11 protein-coding genes are annotated in these 18,836 nt (G+C 44.5%); all 11 read right to left on the bottom strand.

The window, feature by feature from the left end; genetic code table 11:
* Positions 1-157: 157 nt before the first annotated feature.
* The 11 genes from DXC51_RS08385 to DXC51_RS08335 all read right to left on the bottom strand — a co-directional run bounded on the left by DXC51_RS08385 (position 158) and on the right by DXC51_RS08335 (position 18,813).
* Positions 158-1,207: a DUF5692 family protein gene (locus tag DXC51_RS08385; RefSeq protein ID WP_021637175.1), complete on the bottom strand. Its 1,050-nt coding sequence runs from the start codon at positions 1,205-1,207 to the stop codon at positions 158-160.
* Positions 1,208-1,280: 73 nt separating this feature from the next.
* Entirely contained in the window at positions 1,281-1,625 is a 345-nt protein-coding gene (locus tag DXC51_RS08380) for a hydrogenase maturation nickel metallochaperone HypA (protein ID WP_117531582.1), read from the bottom strand.
* A gap of 6 nt (positions 1,626-1,631) precedes the next feature.
* Positions 1,632-4,337, bottom strand: coding sequence for an FAD-dependent oxidoreductase (locus tag DXC51_RS08375; RefSeq protein WP_117531583.1), 2,706 nt, complete (start codon positions 4,335-4,337; stop codon positions 1,632-1,634).
* Between the two features lie 307 nt (positions 4,338-4,644).
* Complete coding sequence (locus tag DXC51_RS08370; protein ID WP_025489358.1) at positions 4,645-6,651, bottom strand: right-handed parallel beta-helix repeat-containing protein; 2,007 nt, start codon at positions 6,649-6,651, stop codon at positions 4,645-4,647.
* A 35-nt stretch (positions 6,652-6,686) separates the two neighbouring features.
* A complete protein-coding gene (locus DXC51_RS08365) occupies positions 6,687-7,565 on the bottom strand; it encodes a glycoside hydrolase family protein (RefSeq protein ID WP_025489357.1) in 879 nt (292 codons plus the stop codon).
* Between the two features lie 81 nt (positions 7,566-7,646).
* Positions 7,647-9,245, bottom strand: coding sequence for an extracellular solute-binding protein (locus tag DXC51_RS08360; RefSeq protein WP_025489356.1), 1,599 nt, complete (start codon positions 9,243-9,245; stop codon positions 7,647-7,649).
* Between the two features lie 97 nt (positions 9,246-9,342).
* On the bottom strand, positions 9,343-10,212 hold the full coding sequence (locus DXC51_RS08355) for a carbohydrate ABC transporter permease (protein WP_049942322.1): 870 nt from the start codon (positions 10,210-10,212) through the stop codon (positions 9,343-9,345).
* 11 nt (positions 10,213-10,223) lie between these two features.
* On the bottom strand, positions 10,224-11,084 hold the full coding sequence (locus DXC51_RS29785) for an ABC transporter permease (protein WP_278336614.1): 861 nt from the start codon (positions 11,082-11,084) through the stop codon (positions 10,224-10,226).
* Positions 11,085-11,417: 333 nt separating this feature from the next.
* Positions 11,418-13,760 (bottom strand): helix-turn-helix domain-containing protein, encoded by a 2,343-nt coding sequence (locus tag DXC51_RS08345; RefSeq protein ID WP_162162469.1) that lies wholly within the window; start codon positions 13,758-13,760, stop codon positions 11,418-11,420.
* Positions 13,761-14,046: 286 nt separating this feature from the next.
* Entirely contained in the window at positions 14,047-16,494 is a 2,448-nt protein-coding gene (locus tag DXC51_RS08340) for a glycoside hydrolase family 2 protein (protein ID WP_025489353.1), read from the bottom strand.
* 6 nt (positions 16,495-16,500) lie between these two features.
* Complete coding sequence (locus tag DXC51_RS08335; RefSeq protein ID WP_025489352.1) at positions 16,501-18,813, bottom strand: glycoside hydrolase family 95 protein; 2,313 nt, start codon at positions 18,811-18,813, stop codon at positions 16,501-16,503.
* Positions 18,814-18,836: the final 23 nt, after the last annotated feature.

The following is an 18,836-nucleotide window of genomic DNA, read 5'->3' as shown; positions in this document are numbered from 1 at the left end:
TGTAAATGCTATGCATGAAATGGATTGGCGCTAAACAGCTGAAAAATTTTATTTTTTCATATAGCCTATGTCTGTTACACTCATAAAGAGGCCGGCATAAACTCCTGTGAGCTATGCCGGCCCCAAATTTCAGATTAACGCAGCTTAATTTAACTTGCTATTTAACGTCCGCCCTCGCCAACGCTTCCTTGTAATACTTGAATTCCGTAAATACTTCGCCCGTATAGGGATTCTTTTTATTTTTCACGGATTTGTAAATAATGTAGGCAAGCGCTGCCGCATTGGTGAGCAGGGCCAGAGCGCTGATCACAAGCATTGCGGTGGGGTTGGCGTTTACCGCCGTACCGGCGGCGATGCCGTTCATTGTGCCGTCCGCATACTGTACGGGTATGGCAGCCCATTTATATGCTGCGGTACCATCGGGGAAGGTTTCCTGGAAAAGAGGGAACACCTGGGCGAACATGCACCACATGCACAGGGTATTGGCCCGGTTCATAATCCATCCGCCCTTATTCCATAAAAGGGCCGCGATGGTGGGAGCCAGGAGCAGCGCCACGCCGCAGAACCAGGAATGTGTGGGCAGGCAGTTATAGGTATAGGCAAAATTCCAGATATCATAGACCAGGATATAGACCCAAATCATATCCGGCCAGATCATGTCTTTTTTATCCTTGGAGGCGTAAACCGCCCACCATCCGGTCATGCACAGGATATTGAGGATCCCGGCAATTCCGTTCATGATATTATGCCATCCGCCGTACAGCCATACGCTTTCCGACGACATCCACCACGCATTCCAGCCATTGATTGCGGATTCAAAATCACTGGCGACGGCAATCAGGATATTAATAGCCACAATGGCAAATGGGAACGCCTTAAACCAGTGCTTTTTACCGATGCCCCAGCCGTACTTAATCATCATAAAGCCGATACAGCCCGCCAGTGAGGCGTAAAGCTTGGCATAATGGAACCAGCCGTTCATATACAGATGTGTCTGGTTATTCAGCGCCCACTGCGCTCCCTGTCCGGCCGCCACGGCAATTACCACAAAATACACGGTCAACGCCGCAGGCAGCACGCCGAACATAAACAGGCCGCCGAATTTACTCCTTCTGGAAAACTCATTCAGCAAAATCAACGCCGCCAGAACCGCCAGCATGGCTATCCACTGATAGACGGCATTACTGCCATATACATGAAATAACATAATCTCCCCTCCCGAAGAGCGTGCATGAAACTCAGTTTTATCTCACGCTCTTACTCCTTTTAGCCCTGCCTTTTCAGCAGGCCTCGATTTCTTTGATGCTGCACTCATTCCCCGTGAGCAGATAGGTTTCAAAACTGCCGCAGCCGGGGCACTGCCGTCCGAATTCCACCGTAGGATAGGTCTTCTGACAGGCCTCGCAGTAGGTTACCGCCGGCAGGATCTCAATTTTCAAATCCGACTCCTTAAAAAGCTCCGATTTTTTCCGGTAATACTTCCAGCAATCTGTCATATAATCCGGGACTATGCCGCTTACCTCCCCGATTTCCAGGGTGACGGAGCCGATTTCTGTCAGGTTGTTTTCCTTTGCCACCTCATCCAGGGTACGGGAAATATGTACGATAATACCCAGTTCATGCATTTTGGCCTACCCCTTCTTTCCCTTGCGTATGATCCGGATTTCGCGCTTGAGCATATAAGGAAGAATCGCCTTCATCTTATCCTCCGCTTTATACATCCTGCTCGCCTCCGGCAGATCCCTGCTTAAATGAATGGCGTCAAATTCGCATTTGGTGGTGCAGACGCCGCAGCCGATGCATTTGTTCGGGTCCACCACCGTAGCGCCGCAGCCCAGGCAGCGTCCGGCTTCCGCGCGCACCTGCTCTTCGGTAAAGGTGCTTCGCAAATCCCGGAAATTATTGTTCCCATCCGGGCTTTTTCTGCCGGGCACCTGCCGTTTTGCGTTGTCAAAGGTTTCCGGATCCAGCTGCAGATTATCTTTATCCAGTTCACTGAACTGTCTTAAATTCCTCCCTATCGTCAGGCTCTGTCCCGGATGGACAAACCTGTGTATGGAAACGCAGCCTTCCTTTCCCGCAGCAATGGCGTCAATGGCGAATTTTGGTCCGGTATAAACATCCCCGCCCACAAAAATATCGGGCTCGGCAGTCTGGTAGGTCACAGGATCCGCCTTTACGGTTCCGTTTCTGTTGAATTCCGCCTTTGTTCCCGCAAGCAGTTCTCCCCATCTGACAGACTGGCCGATGGCTACGAGTACGGCTTCGCATTCCACGGTAAGCAGCTGTTCTTCATCGTAAACCGGATGGAAACGGCCCGATTCGTCAAAAACGGAAACGCATTTTTTAAATACCACACCTGTTACCCTGCCGTTTTCCGTAAGGATTTCCTTCGGGCCCCAGGAATTACAGATACCGATGCCCTCCTGCGCCGCTTCTTCAATCTCATCTCCTGCGGCAGGCATTGTTTCCCGCGTTTCCAGGCAATACATGGAAACAGATGATGCGCCTGCCCGGAGCGCTGTCCTCGCCACATCCACAGCCACATTTCCGCCGCCGATAACAACGGTGCGTCCGGCTATCCTGGTATTTTCCATATCCTGATTTACACAGCGTAAAAACTCCAGTCCTGTGAGCACGCCCTTTGCATCCTCTCCGGGGATGCCTGCCTTCCGGCCGTCCTGGGCGCCTATTGCCACATAGAAGGCCTTGTACCCATCCTGTCTCAGCTTTTGGACAGTGATGTCCCGGCCCACTTCCACGCCGCACCTGAATTCCACTCCCATTTCCCGTAACACATCGATCTCGGCTTCAATCACATCCTTTTCCAGACGGAAGGAAGGGATGCCATTCATCAGCATGCCGCCGGGCCGTTTTTCCTTTTCAAAAACAGTGACCGGATATCCCATTTTTTTCAGATAAAACGCGGCGGACATTCCAGCAGGGCCTGCACCGATGACAGCTATTTTTTCCTGAAAGGGCTTTCCTGAATAGTTCAGCATGGGAGGAATATAGCGGGTTTTTGCATGAAGCTCCTGCTCTGCGATGAATTTCTTGATTTCATCAATGGCAACGGCCTGATCCACACGGCCTCTGGTGCAGGCATCCTCGCAGCGGCGGTTACAGATGGCTCCGCATACGGCGGGGAATGGATTTTCCGTCTTGATAAGCTTCAGCGCGTCCAGATATTTTCCCTGGGAAGCCATTTTGATATAGCCCTGCACCGGAAGATGGGCCGGGCAGGAGGCCTTGCAGGGGGCTGTGCCGGTGTCATAGCAGTTAATCTGGTTTTTATCCCGGTAATCCACACTCCATTTATCTCTGCCCCACTTTGTTTCATCCGGCAGCTCCTGTACAGGGTACTCGATTTCCCCGTTTTTCGTACACAGCTTCTGCCCCAGCCTGGCTGCTCCCGAAGGACAGTATTCCACGCACCGTCCGCAGGCCACGCAGTTTTCCTTTGTCACGCTGGCCCGATAGGCGGAACGGGACATGTTGGGGGTATTGAACAGCTGGGAGGTGCGCAGGCCGTTGCAGACGCCTATCGCACAGTTGCAGATGGCAAAAATTTTCTCTTCGCTGTCAATGTTTGTTATCTGGTGGACATAACCGTTGTCCTCCGCCCGCTGGAGGATTTCCATCACTTCATCGTAATCGATATAGCGTCCCTTCCCGGTTTCCACCAGATAATCAGCCATATCCCCCACGCCGATGCACAGATCATCCTCCAGATCGCCTGTCCCTTCTCCCCTCACCCGCTGCTGCCGGCGGCAGGAGCATGCGCCCACCGCATATTTGTCCTTATATTTATTCAGCCAGTAGGAAATATGTTCTATGCTTGCCGATTCCTGGGAGGAGGGAATCGCCTTTTCCACAGGGATAACATGCATGCCGATTCCGGCACCGCCCTGCGGAACCATGGGCGTCACCTTTTCCAGCGGCAGCCTGGCCATCTGCTCAAAGAAATCTGCCAGCTCCGGATGCTCCTCCACCTGCTTTGCATTCATCATCATAAATTCCGCGCAGCCCGGCACAAACATGGGCAGCACATACTGCTTATGATGATCTTCATTCTCCCAGTTGTACTCAATCAGGCCGATGACGCTCATTTCCTGAAGCAGCTCTTCGGTACGCTCCACGCTCTTCTTGCACCGCTTCGCTATCCACTGGGCCGTGGCGGGCACCCTCACCTTCATCGCCAGCGCAACCTCCGCCATCTCGTCCGTTATCACACATGCCAGCCCCCAGTACTCCGGGTCCTCCGTGGTTACCTTCACTCCGATCCTGTCCGTAATCTTCTGACCCAGCTTCAGAATCAGCTCTCTTGCCTCCGCCATAGTTCATCTCCTTTTTCGTTTTTTGGTGATTTTTATTACAATTAAAATATATAGGTACATTTTTGTTATTTATATTATATAACAAAATATAATATTATACAAATTTATTGTTATATTTCTACAATAATAATTGAAAGGCAGCAGAAATGACATTGGCATGTCATTTCTGCTGCCCTCATGTATGATAATTTGCTGTCGCCAATTACAAGCATTTACACACCTGAGTAAGCCACATAACATTGAACTACTTTCCGGCACTGCTAACCAATTACATTTACATTAAACTGATGAGTATTATCCATTCTATTTACAGAGGTATTTCCATTATCTCTTCCCTGAATTCAAACGGGCCGCTGACAGGGGAAATCCTTCTATGTTTTCCCAAATAATCTTCATTAAAAGTAATGGGAGAGCCATCCGGATTTTCGAATAATTCTTCTGGTTCAAATGCTTCACCCAACACCATTGTTGAGATCATTTCCGTATCATTTTCAGGCATATATTTAAAAAGATTTGTATGAAGGGTAATACCATCCTCTTCTTCAACGAGTTTTAAGTCAATTTGGTGTTCCGTATCTTTAACATAACCGACTTCCCCATCATAAGGCTCCGCGCCATTGAAATACACATTGCCTCCGGAATATACCGGCAAATGATTATAATACTTATCTCTTTCCTCACGGATTTTATAGTTTTCCTCCTGGAATTTATTAAAATATTCTTCGGAACTGGGATAACCGTCATAAGGCTTCGTTCCAACCACATAATTCATTAAATCCAGTCCTTCTATATTCCTTTCCTTTGCATAATTCAGCAAAAGCTGACGAACCGGCTGTTGTACAAAAATGTTATTGTAGAATCTTGCATCTCCATGAAGAATCGTCATAAAACCATCAATTTCTGTCCGGTGCGGAACATGATAAGGTGTATATCGCGGTGAAGGAAAAAGCCTGCTTCCATTATCAACGCCATTTCCAACATAGACAAAAGAACCTGCGATTAAGTTATGAACTAATGCAATTCCCTGTGTACAAAAACGCCCTGCCACTTCAGACAAAAAGATATTGTTATCCATCAGTGTCGGTCCATGGGAAACCTCAACAAATATATCCTCCGCCACAGATAAATGCTCTGTTAATTCAGTCCCGTCCGGCGGTGTGTTTTTATAGAATAAATTTTGTGATACGCGAGTTCCCTGTGCCTGCCAGTCCAGCCATAATCCCCTGGTACAGTGATGGAATCTGTTTCTTCTGATAATTACATCAATAGCGGCATGCATCTTTATTCCGCCTATTTCTGCACCGGCCAGATCCTGTTTATTATTGATATGGTGTATATTGTTATCTTCAATAACAGAAAACACTCCGCCCAAATGACCCACAATACCGGTCTGTCCGCAATCATGGATATCGCAGCGCCTTATTATATGCGAGCCGATTCTTTCCTTTGTCCATCCTTCACGCTGAGCCTGACAAATAGCATCCCGCTCCGTCTGTGTTCCCGTCTTGGTGTGTTTTCTTGCCCACTTATTATCATTATTGGGCTGCAAATATTTTCCAAGAGATATCCCGCTGCATTTTGCATTTGATATATCACAGTCCTCAATAATCCATCCCTTAGACCAGTGGGGACCTATCATACCCTCCTGGTAGGCAGTCGGCGGAGCCCACTGCGTGGCAGCCTTTGTAATAACAAATCCGGAAACAGTAATGTATCCAATTCCTTCTGCAGAAGGCCAGAAGCAATTTCTTCTGACATTAATCTCTACATTTTCCATATTTGGATCATATTTATGAAAATTTGCATATATAATGGTATAATTATTTTCCTGCTCAGTATACCATTTGTACAGTGAGCCTTCCGGATCCCATGAGCCCTTATAAATAACAGGATTCAGAACCTCTTCTAACGAATCGGTTTCATATAATGCCTTATTATTGATGTAAACCTCACCCGTATGTAACGGCTTAACAGCATCATACCAATCTCCGAATATTTTAACAGTATATGGATTATACTCTCCGAAAATACTGTTAGGAATTTTGGCTCTCCACACAGTGCCCTGATATCTTTCCCAATTTTTTACTTCCTCCGCACCTGATATAACTGCACCGTTTTTTACTTCGGAACGATATACAATACGTCTTTCCGGTGTTCCTGCACAGGCCGGATTAATATATTCCCTATATACTCCCGGTGCAACAATTACTTCATCTCCCGGTTTGGCAATAGCTGCTGCCTGGGCAAGTGAATTCAGCGGATATTCTTTTGTCCCGTCTCCTCCTCTGGATTCCTTTGATACATATATCTCCATAATATTCCTCCATATATCAATACCTGTGGGATTATTTATTGTTCCCTCAAGATATCCCAATTAAATCCATCCTGAGATGCTAAAAGCCCAAATGATGTATGTCCCTCTTTATCTTCTCCCATAAGTATCATCATCCAGCAGTCACTGTCTTTCCAGACAAACGGCGCTCCATATCTTGTAGTCATCCAGTCTTGCTCCGGAACCTCTATCCTTCCCTGTTTTCTCCAATGCAGCAAGTCCGGTGATACCGCATATGCCAGATGCTGAGCCTTCAGTCCTTCACTGTAAATCATAACCCATTCTCTGCCGTTGTTAAAAACGGTAACATTTTCTGCACCGTCAGGAGCTTCGTCACAAGCGCCAATCAGAGGACTGTCAACTGTTGTAATAATCCATTTCTTCATCTGCGGATCTTCTGTGTACGCATGACCCACCAAATTTGTGGGGCTTTTATAATGAAGTCTGTCTGTTCCCACAAAAAAGCAATGCAGACGTTCCCCATCTGCCACAAAAGTTGGATCAATCACCCGCTTTGCCTGATTCCATGGCAAATCCATGGCCTCCTCCAAAAAATAAACCGGTTCCGACCAGTTGATTAAATTATCAGAAATACTATAGCAAAGCATAGTTGGTACATCAGGATATGACTGATATGGAAGTATGTACTTATCACTCCACCGGATTACATCCCCCGGAGAGGCAAAGCCCTTCGCAGAAATATCACGATCATCCTCAAAATGTATAAAATCCTTCGTGAAAACATGCGCAACAGACCAGTTTTCCGGTTTGGTCCAATCATTATTTGAATAACGCGAGTAGAATAAATGATAACCGTCTGAGCCCTTAAATACTGATGGATCCCTTAAATTATCCGATCTTTTCCAGACAGGATTGTATAATTGCTTTATGTCCATATTTTTTCTCCTCATAATTGATAAAGGCAGAGTCTTCTATTCTCTGCCTTTATCTGTGTAATCTGCAGATACCGCAAGACTTTATTTTACATAACGATCATAAGCAGCCTGTTCAACAGCAAGTACATCATCAATTCCCATGTTTTTAAGCGTCTGGACAAAGCTGTCAAAGTTATCCAGGGGCTCTTTTCCCATGATAAATTTATTAATCATTTCATCCTTATAGGTCTGGATTTCCGTATAAGTGCTGTTTATTACTTCTCTTTCTTCTTCAGTAAAGGAAAGTGCGGGAATCGTGGGTCTTATATACTGTTCCATGTCATTTCTGTAGTTAACATAGGTTTCATCCAGCAAAGCATCCTCGTAGCCTATATCCTGCTTATATGCCCATTCTCTGTGTCCGTAAATATTCAGCATCGACAGAATGGAACGCCCCTGGGAATCATTTGCAATATTTTCCGTATAAGTGGGCTTTCCATTTTCCATAGTATATGTCTCCCCTTCAATACCAAAGTTCATTAAAAGGCTGCCTTCTTCACTATAGAAATAATCGAACAGCTGCACGATTTCCTTGATATAAGGTGAATCCGCACTGATTGCGGTAAATCCCCTGATTGCCTGCATCTGGCTTGTTGTCATCTGGGTTCCGTCAGGCCCTTTCGGAGGAGCCACAACGACAAAATATGCATCTGAATCTGCATTTGCCGCACGCACCTGTGTTCCCAAAGAATATGCACGGGCTGTAGTATCCTGACATGCACCGGAAACTTCATTTGTTAATCTTGAAAGCCATACATTTGTATCGTTCGTTGCATACTCAGAATCAATCAGGCCTTCACTATACAATTTATTGATAAATTCCAATGCTTCTTTGCATCTCGGATCAGTATATGCGTACTTCACCTGGCCATCTTCAATAAAAAACTGTTCATTTGCTTCAAAACCGCTGATTCCGAACGCTTCCATAAATGCAAGTACACCAGCCTGTGTATTCCTTGTCGTATATGGTATTTCATCGGCTTCACCATTACCATTAGGATCCTGTTCCTTAAATGCTTTTAAAACATTATACCAGTCATCTAATGTCACAGGCACTTCCAGGCCTAACTTATCCAGCCAGTCTCCGCGCAGCATCCATACCTTAAATGTCTTTACAGCTCCGATAAAAGGCATGAAATATATATTTCCGTCGCTTGCTCTGATATCCCGGATATAATCAGGGTTTTCATCTAATATTTTCTTTAAATTGGGCGCATATTGATCAATATAATCGTCCAAAGCTGCAAAAGTTCCCTGTTCAGCAACCTTCATCATATCATCCCGATATGTGCTGACCATGATGTCAGGTATGTCGCCGGAAGCAACCGTCACATTAAATTTTTCACGGAATTGATCTTCCGTATTCGGAGCCGCAACAAATTCAAAGTTAACCCCTGTGCGTTTTGTTATTTCCTGAATAATAGGCAAGTCTGTACTTATGGCCTGATCTGCCGAATCCTGCAGAAACATACTGACCGTAATATTTTCATTGTTTTCCTCTTTTGCGGATTCAGACTCACCTGCTGTCTCTGAACTAACTGTTGACTGGCTGTTGTCTGATGCCGAATTTCCGCATCCGGAAAATGCTGTCAGGCACACAGCTGATGCCAATACCAATGCAACTACTTTTTTTGCTACCATAACTTCCTCCTTTTTTGTTCCAATCCTTATTTTCGTTTCTGCAAATAACCTTTCCGCTCCCCTCCTTTTCCTTTTTTTCTGTATGAAAAAGGCATTTTCAGCCCTTTACAGAACCAACCATAATTCCCTTGACGAAATACTTTTGTATAAACGGATAGACCATCATGATGGGAATCGTTGCTACCATAATTGTTGCATATTTTACCGATTCACTGATTTGATCGGAACCATTTACCAAGTCAATAGACAGTTCATTTGTCTGGTTTTGAATTACAATATCCCGCAGAATGATCTGCATAGGCACCAATTCCCTGTCTCTTAAATAAAGCATGGCGGGAAAATAACTATTCCACTGTGCCACCGCATAAAACAAACCAACGGTAACTATTCCCGGCAGTGATAGGGGCAGAATAATTTTAAATAATATTTTCAGCTGGCTGCATCCGTCTAAAGATGCAGATTCCTCCAGTTCATATGGAATCTGCTGAAAAAAATTCTTAAGAAGAATTACATTGAAAGACGAAACCGAAGTGGGCAGCAGTATGGACCAAACCGTATTATACATATTAAGCTTAGTAACAATTAAAAAGGTAGGTATCATTCCGGCACTGAAGAGCATTGCAACCACAACAACAGCAGACATAAATTTTTGTCCCGGAAAGGGCCTTCTTGATAAAGGATAGGCCGCAAGAGAAGATAAAAGCAGACTGACAGCCGTACCTGCAACCGTATAAAAAATTGTATTCAGATATGCTCTTCCAATCATGGGATAAGACAAAATCCTCTTATAAGCATCAATTGTCAGCCCCATTGGTATTATTCCCACTTTTCCCTGTGCCAGAAACTCAAAACTGCTTAATGAAGCAGCAAAAACATATAAAACCGGATATAATGCCGCCGCCATCAGTAAAAATAAAATAGTATAATTAATACATTGAAAAATAATGCGTCCTTTACTTAATTTCATATTTTCCTCCATCACCAAAGACTTGTTTCAGATGTTTTTTTAGCTATTTTATTGGCAAATAATACAAGCATTAACCCAATGACTGATTGGAAAAAACCTACCGCAGAAGCAAAACTATATTCTCCGTTCAGGATTCCCCTTCTATAGACATAAGTACCAATAACATCTGCCGTAGAATAAATACTGGGATTATACATAAGAACAATCGTTTCATATCCAACATCCAGAACCCTTCCTATCTTCATTAAGAACAGCAATACGATTGTAGGAGTCAATCCAGGTAATGTAATGTTAAACAGCTGCGCCCACCTTCCTGCTCCATCAATTCTGGCCGCTTCATATAATTCCGAACTTATCCCGGTTAACGAAGCCAGATAAATAATCGCGCTGTATCCGGCAGTCTGCCATATTGTCATAACTGTATATATTCCCCAGAAATAAGAGGGCTCTGTTAAAAAATTTATCCGTTCCATTCCCAAATGAGCCAATATATTGTTCACAAGCCCTGTACTGGGAGACAGAAAAGTAACTACCATTCCCACTACAACAACACTGGAAATAAAATTGGGCAGATATGTAACTGTCTGGACAAGCTTCTTATAACGCATCCGTCCTACTTCATTAAGTAAAAGCGCCAATATAATGGGAGCAACAAATCCTACTGTCAGTTGTAAAAAATTAATTCCCAGTGTATTTCTGATTAATCTCCAGAAAAAAACGGAATTAATAAACTGCTTATAGTACTCAATCCCAACCCATTTGCTGCTGAAAATCCCTTTCGCCGGCTGATATTTCTCCAATGAAATAATAAGAGACAATAATAACGGCACATACCGGAAAATCACAAAATAAATTAACACGGGGATAAACATAACGTAAAATGGGATGTTCTTTTTAATATTGTTTCGCATATTCTGTTTTTTCTGAAAATGAAGCATCTTCTTTTTCTTATTGTTGCAAAACATTCATTGCACCTCTCTCTCTATTTTGCATGGGCCTTCTACAACTGTTTTGTTGCGTATGCCTAGCTTAACATCAGAGATTAAATGTGTAAATCTTCCGATTTTTAGTATTTATGGACAAATTATAGATATCACATGGCAATTCTTTTGATTTCATGCCGCACAAAATAAAAAGACTTCAAATAATGCAAAAGACCCTTTTCTCTGCTCATGAGAAAAGGGTCTTCCATACTCTTTCTGATATTAAATTTTTCTATACTGCGCCGGAGATATGCCATTATATTTTTTGAAAACCTTACTGAAACTGTTTGCGCTGCTATACCCAACCAATTCAGCGATCTGTGATATATTATATGAAGTGTTTTCCAGCAGCTCCTTGGCCTTTCGTAATCGGAACTGATTCACATAATCGACAAAATTCAAACCGGAATTCTCTTTAAATACAAAACTCAAATAAGAAGCAGATAAGTTAACTACCGCCGCAACAGTATCAAGCGAAATTTCCTTGTTGTAATTTTCTTCAAGGTAACGGTCTATTTTTTCCAAAACATAATTTTGCTGACCTCGTTTATTGTCTGCTGCAAATAATGCAATCGTCTTGAATATCCATATTACATACTGCTTCTTTTCGCTTATGCTTTTTCTCTGATCAAGCTCCTTATAGATATCTTGCTTATCAGTAAAAATCTGTTCATTTGTCAGCCTCATCTCAAATATTGTTCTTACCGCTGTTCCGGCTAATGCATGGAACAAATTATCGATCATTTCAGGAGACAACACATCCTCTGAAAAGTTCTCATAAAATATATCTTCCAGCATTTTAACTACGTTTTCACTGTTGCCGGATTTTGTAATCATGATTAGCTGTGTTTCTTTTTCCAGCGGATATGAAATGACCGCGCCATTTGTATTTTTCACCTCGTCAATGTAAATAACAGAATTTTGCCCCTTTACGATTTGATATTTTATTGTTTCAAGCGCATCAATAAAGGAACGATAGCAATTTCTGATACCCTTGTAGCTGTTTCCCACCCCGATGACATAGGGCAAATCGCCTTTATTCATAAAATACTCCTGTACCTTTGCCAAATACTCATTCATACCACTTAATTCATAAAAGGATTCAGGTGCATTTAGTACAGAAACAATTGTTTGTTCATCCTTTGCCAGAAAATAACATTTACATTGTTCTCCCAAAGTCAGTTCAGCAATTTCCCTCATTTTTACGACATCTTCTTCGTGGGAAATTTTATATTTTTTTAAGCTGCCCGGAATTTCCCCGTCAATTACATATACAATTACCTGATAAAAAGGAAATGGCAGCTCAATCCCTATTTCCAAACCTAATTTTTCAGAATCGCTGTCTATCTGCCCATTGATAATATCATATATAAATTTATCCTGAAGCATTGGCCTGCTTTTTTCATAATTATCCTGCAGCGTCTGGTTTTCTTTATAAACATAATCAATTATTCCATTGATTAAGGCAAATTCGTTTCTGTTTTTCTTTTTATTTTCGATTGTTTTTCTATCACCGATTATATTAATGTAACTCAATATTTTATTCATGGGCCGGTATAGTCCATTTACAATATATATTGTTAATATAATAGATAAAATTATGCTTATCGATACCACTAGCAGCGTAACATTCCTGATTTGGTTAACACTTTCCTTAATGTATTCCGTGGGAATCACTGAAATGTATTTCCATTGCAGGTTTTGTGATTGTATATACTGAATGGTAAAGGGTTTTCCGCCTGCCATCAGTTCTACCGTATCCTGCTTTTGAGTCATCCCGGTTAACTGCGAATGGACAGCTGATCGTATTAAATCCAGGTCGTTAAACTCATCATAATACTGTTCGTTCGTATAAACGATATTCCCTTCCTTATCAACAATATAATGGAAAATAATTTTTTCCTTATTATAATTGGATAATTCTTTTTCAAACAGGGAATCGCTTACATTAACGATAAGCATTCCCTTGGGAGATTTATCGATAAACGGCAGGGATTCTGAAAAAACCACCACCGGAACCTGATAGGTCCCCCGATAAATATTTTTCTTACCAATATAATTAAAACCGCTGCTTCCAAATACCTGATCCCAATCAATATCATCTGTATATTTGCATACATCTGAGAAAAAAAGGGAACGTTCATATTTACTTTCTGTACCTAATACAAAATCAGTTTTTTTTGCATACAGCCATATATCAGATATGTAATTATTATTTGATTTAAGAGCGCTTAAATAAGACATGGAATCCTGAATTAATTCGTATTTATCATAATTGCTTTGATTCGACAGGTATAATACCTCATTCAGGCTGCGGTTCAATGCAGCCTGCATAAGATTGGCCTGCAATGAGTTAATTTTCTGATCAATCCCTTTCTGCGCCTGCTTTAAAATAAGCATATTGCTGTTCTGAACCTCACTAATCATCATTGCAGAAGATTTGCGGTAAGAAAAAAAAGATACCAGTCCTATTGATATAAGAACCAGCGCCATAATATAAATAAAAATTCTCACAAATATACTGTTTAGACGAAACTCTTTAATACTTCGTGAAAAAATCCCCATAACTTCTCCCCGGTGTCCCCCCTGCTCTGTCATTATCTGAAGTCTCAGCAGATAAAAAGCATTGCGCTCTGCTGACATAAATAAACATATCTTATTTTATATATTTTGTAAAGTTCATTTCCCCCAAAACAATGCTTCTTAAGTTCTGGAAAAACATGGTCCGATCTAAAGGATTCACCTGTTTTGATTTTACCAGGTGAATCCTTTAAGCAGAATATAGTTTTTTTGAAAAAATTCTTACAGCAGTATCTTATATTGCATCCTTCAGCCAGCACACCGCCCTATCTTACGCCATAACCTCAATTTTAACAATCCCCACAGCCTCTCCCGGAAAACGCACCCTGACAAATCTGGCCCTTTCGGAGGAAAGATGCACTGTCAAGAAGGAATTGGCATCCCCTTCCCGTGCCAGGTATATCTGCCTGAATTCTTTTCTGTCATCAGAAAGCGCCAGTTCATATACTCCGTTCATAACAGCGTTGAATTCCAGGGTAATACTTTTAACCTCCTTCGTGCCTTCCAAATCAACCAGGATCCAGCCGCCCGTTTCTTCCTCCGCCGGATACCAGAAGGTATTGAAACTACCATCCGTGACATTTTTTCCCGGATGCTCTTTGTGGGCGCTGCTGCAAAAGACCGGCCTGTTAAGGCTGATATTACTTAGCTGCTTCCTTTCCGGCGCTCCCTGCAAATACGGCGGAGGCTGCAATTCCTTCAATTGCCGGTTCTCTGGTTTTACACTGCCCGTTACATGGATACAGAGCCTGTCGCCGAGCAGCCCGCCGCTTCGCGCCTGTATTATGGTATCTCCTCCATAATAGGAACGCAGCTCAATGGCTCCCAGCCCTTCAATGAAGTTATTCCTTTCCGGAGAAAAAACAAAGGTTTTGCCGGTGGGGAACATCCCTTCCCCGCTTACCACCTCAAGCACCACCTCCGGGGAATTGGTGATTCTGTTTCCCTGTTCATCCATGACGGAGACAATGATATGAGCATCCTGCGTCCCATCGCTGCTTATTTCCGTCCGATCCGCAGCCAGATGGATCCGGAAAGGGATCCCCTCCTGCAGGAGCGCAGGCCGCTGTATGCCAAGCAGATTTTCCCGGTACCAATACCAGGTGTTCAGCGGCAGACGGTAATAATCTATCATTCCCATATGCCCCATATCAAATAAAATACTTCCGTGATGGAACCCGCACCATAAGGCTTTCCCGGAGCGCCAGGGATAGTTTTTCTCCACCCCGTCCTGATATCTGTGCATAAATTCTCCCGGCCGATCAGAAACCGTGCTTCCATATTCCGATACGAAATTGGGGAATCCCGGATCAATAAAAATGGATGCCCCGTCTCCGTTGTAGCCTGCAATATCTCCCAGGCTGTCGAAGCCTCCCCTCTGTGCTCCGCCGACTGCGGCTGGACGCGTGGGATCCAGCCTGTGGGAAAGCTCTGCAAGCCTGACCACCAGCGCTTTGGCTTTTTCCATCACCTCAATATCGGAAAAGAACGGTTCATTGCACATACTCCATACAATGATGCTGGGATGGTTCCGGTTTGTCCGAATCATTTCTTCTAATGTCTGAAGGCAGCTCTGTTCAAATTCCTCCTCATCCTCTTCCTTTACCGGATAGCCGCTGGCGGTCCAATAGCCTTCCTCCTTCGGGCCTCCGGTCCCCCAGAAGCAATTCTCAGACCAGAAAAGGATCCCCTGCCTGTCGCATTCCTGCGCGAAATAAGTATGGTGCGGATAATGAGAGCCTCTGATAAAATTCATGCCACAGCCTTTTATCATGGCGATGTCCCTCTGTATTCCCGTATGGGTCACCGCATCAGACCAGCCCGCATGATCCTGATGTACATTTGCCCCGTGTATCTCATAATGCTCCCCGTTTAATGAAAATCCGGTGTCCGCTGAAAAAGAAAACCACCGGATACCAAATTCAGTTTCGCAGCTGTCTGTCAGCCTTTCCCCTTCCCATATCTCACTTTTAAGGACATAGAGATTGGGATGATCCGGATGCCACAGTTCAGGCCGGCAAAGCGTATATTCCTGCGAAACTATTTCCGTATCACCAGAAGATACGTTCAACGCAGAACATACTCTCCCGATTTCCTCTCCCTCCCGGAAAATCCTTGATACCAGACGGCATTGCGCGGCATTTTCTGCCTCATTGCAAATCTCAGTATCCATTACTATCTTCGCTGTCTCCTTTGAAACCTCCGGCGTTGTCACACGGGTTCCATACCATGCTATATGGAGCGGCTGCGTGACAATTAAGCTCACATCCCGGTAAATGCCTCCGTTGAATACATGTTCCCCTGCCCTTGGCGCAAGCCTGGGATTCCAAAGATTATTGACCCTTATAAATAACTGGTTCTCCCCTTCATGGACACAGGAAGTAATATCTACGATAAAAGCCGTATATCCCCCTTTGTGGCTTCCTGCCAGGCAGCCGTTTACATACACCTGCGTATCCTGAAAGCTCCCCTGAAATTCCAGGGAAATCCGTTTTCCAAGCCATTCCTTTTCCACATACAGTTTTTTCCTGTAGCAGCCATAGCCTACATAAAACTCATTTGTCATAAAATAAGGAATGCCGAAAGAATGCGGAAGCCCGATATCATACCATTGGGAATCGTCAAAATCCGGCGTCTCCGCCTCCGGGAAGTCCCCATGCATAAATTTCCAGTCATTGTTTTCCAGGCGCTGTATCCTGTTACCTGCTCTGCTGCTCATTTCCTTTTACTCCTCCGTCTTTCCGAAAAGAAGCTCATACTGCTTCCCTTCCTCCATATAAATCCGATAGCCTTCTATACATTCCTCATACTCTATATTTCTGTCCCCCTGCCGGATCAGGAACGGATAATTTCCCGTAAATTCAACCATCCGGCTGCTGTCGCTTTTGACCCAGGCAGCGGTCAGCATGCCGTCCTGCCAATAAATATCCGTCTCAATCCCGCCTCTGGCCCGAAGTCCCTTCACCCATCCGTTCTTCCAGGAAGGCGGCAGCGCCGGAAGGAAATGGACCGCCGCATGGCTTTGAAGAAGGCATTCCGCCATGCCTGCCAGCAATCCCATATTTCCGTCAATCTGAAAGACATTTTCCGCATTCAAAAGGCTTCTGCTTAATCCGTGTTCCAGCATCATGGAAATAATCCTGCCTGCGTTTCCACCGTCCAGGAATCTGGCAAAGAAAGCGATATGCCAGGCCCCTGGCCATCCAAATGATCTTGCGCCATGCTCAATTCTGGAATACAGCGCTTTTTTGGCTGCGTCAAACAAGTCTCTGTCTTTATTCCACGCGATTTCATCTCCGGGATACACGGCCCAAAGATGGGAGGTATGTACCATATCAGGAGTCAGTTCCTTTTCCTGTGCGGCCCATTCCATAAGGCGTCCCATGCTGTCGATTTGATTTGGCCTTAAACGATTCAGAACCTTTTCAAATTCTTTTTCCTTGTCATTATGAATTCCCAGCACCTTCCCGGCTTCCAGGCACGCAATCATTAAAGCGCGGATGATCTGGCTGTCTATGGCCGGTCCGGCGCAGATAGGCGTATCATAGCCATTTTCCGTAATAAACCGGTTCTCCGGTGAAACCGACGGGCAGGTTACAAGGAAACCTTCTTTGTCTTCTATCAAAAAATCCACAAAAAACAAAGCCAGCTTCTCCAAAACAGGATATTCCTGCCGGAGGAATTTTTCATCCAGGGTATACCTGTAATGCTCCCATATATGCAGCCCCAGCCAGGCGCCGCCGCACTGCCAGATCGTGGCCGCCGGATAAACATCCTGAGGCGCACAGTCCCCGTAAAAATCCGTGTTATGATGGCACATCATCCCCCGGCAGCCATACATTTCCCGGGCACATTTTTCACCGCTTTCCTCCATTTTATGGAGCAATTCAAACAGTGGACTGTGCAGCGATGAAAGATTGCAGATTTCGGCGGGCCAGTAATTCATCTGTAAATTAATATTCACCGTATACTTGCTGTCCCAGCTGGGATCAAATTCCGAGTTCCATATTCCCTGCAGGTTCATTGCAGAAGAGCCTTCCCTGCTTCCTGAAACCATCAGATATCTGGCAAACTGGAAATACCATGAGGCCGCAGCATCCTCCGCAACGGCCAGGCTGCAGCATCTCATAAAGGGCGAAAAATCCAGGATATGCCTGCGTTTAAGCTCCTCATAGCTGATAGCAGCCGCATGATCCAGTCCTTTCTTTACTGCAGCAGGGCAATCCTTCTCCCGGTTGTCCGTAGCCGCCGTAACAAGGAGAACCACCTCCTGCGCTTCGCGGATAATCAGCCTGGAATAGCAGTCCTCAATTCTGCCGTCCGTTGCTGCCGACACCCCTACCGCAAATCGGGTTTCCGCTTCGTGCCCTTCCATGATTATCCGGTTTCCATCCAACGTATACAGACGGTCACACCGCGTAGCCGGCCAGACTCCGGCACTCACATATTTTCCGGGACGTCTGTCATCCGGCGCTTTTGCATCCGTAAAGGGATATCTGTTCAGCATGACGTCCAGCCGGATTGCCCCCGGCCTGCTGCTTTTCAGCCGTATAACCATCACCTTATCCGGAAAGCTGACAAACATTTCCCTTTCATAACGTACCCCATCCTCTATATGTACAATCCGCAGGATCCCATTTTCCAGATCCAGATCCGATTCGTAATCCTCCCCCTCCGATTCCGGGAACCAACCCATGGGAAAAGCAGACTGCTGATTCAGCGCCAGATCCAGTTCTCCAAGCGTGGAATAATTCCTCATATTAGGAGGAGAGGATACCATATAAGAATACATAAGCTCTTCCGCCTCATCAAATCTGCGGTCCAGCACCTTCTCCTGTATTTCCCTCAGCTTTCCGGCCGCTTTCGGATTAATTCTGTTCTCCGGTTTCCCATACCAGAGAGAATCCTCATTCAGCTGAATCCTTTCCTTTGCGGTATGCCCATAAACCATGGCTCCTAAGAACCCATTGCCCATAGGGAGGGCATCCTTCCAGCGCATCGCCGGCTCCTCATGCCTTAAGTGAAACTGTGCTTCCATAAATCCATACCTCCTCCAATTAA

The sequence above is a fragment of the Eisenbergiella massiliensis genome, from assembly GCF_003435485.1.
This window is presented reverse-complemented; position numbering and strand designations above follow the sequence as displayed.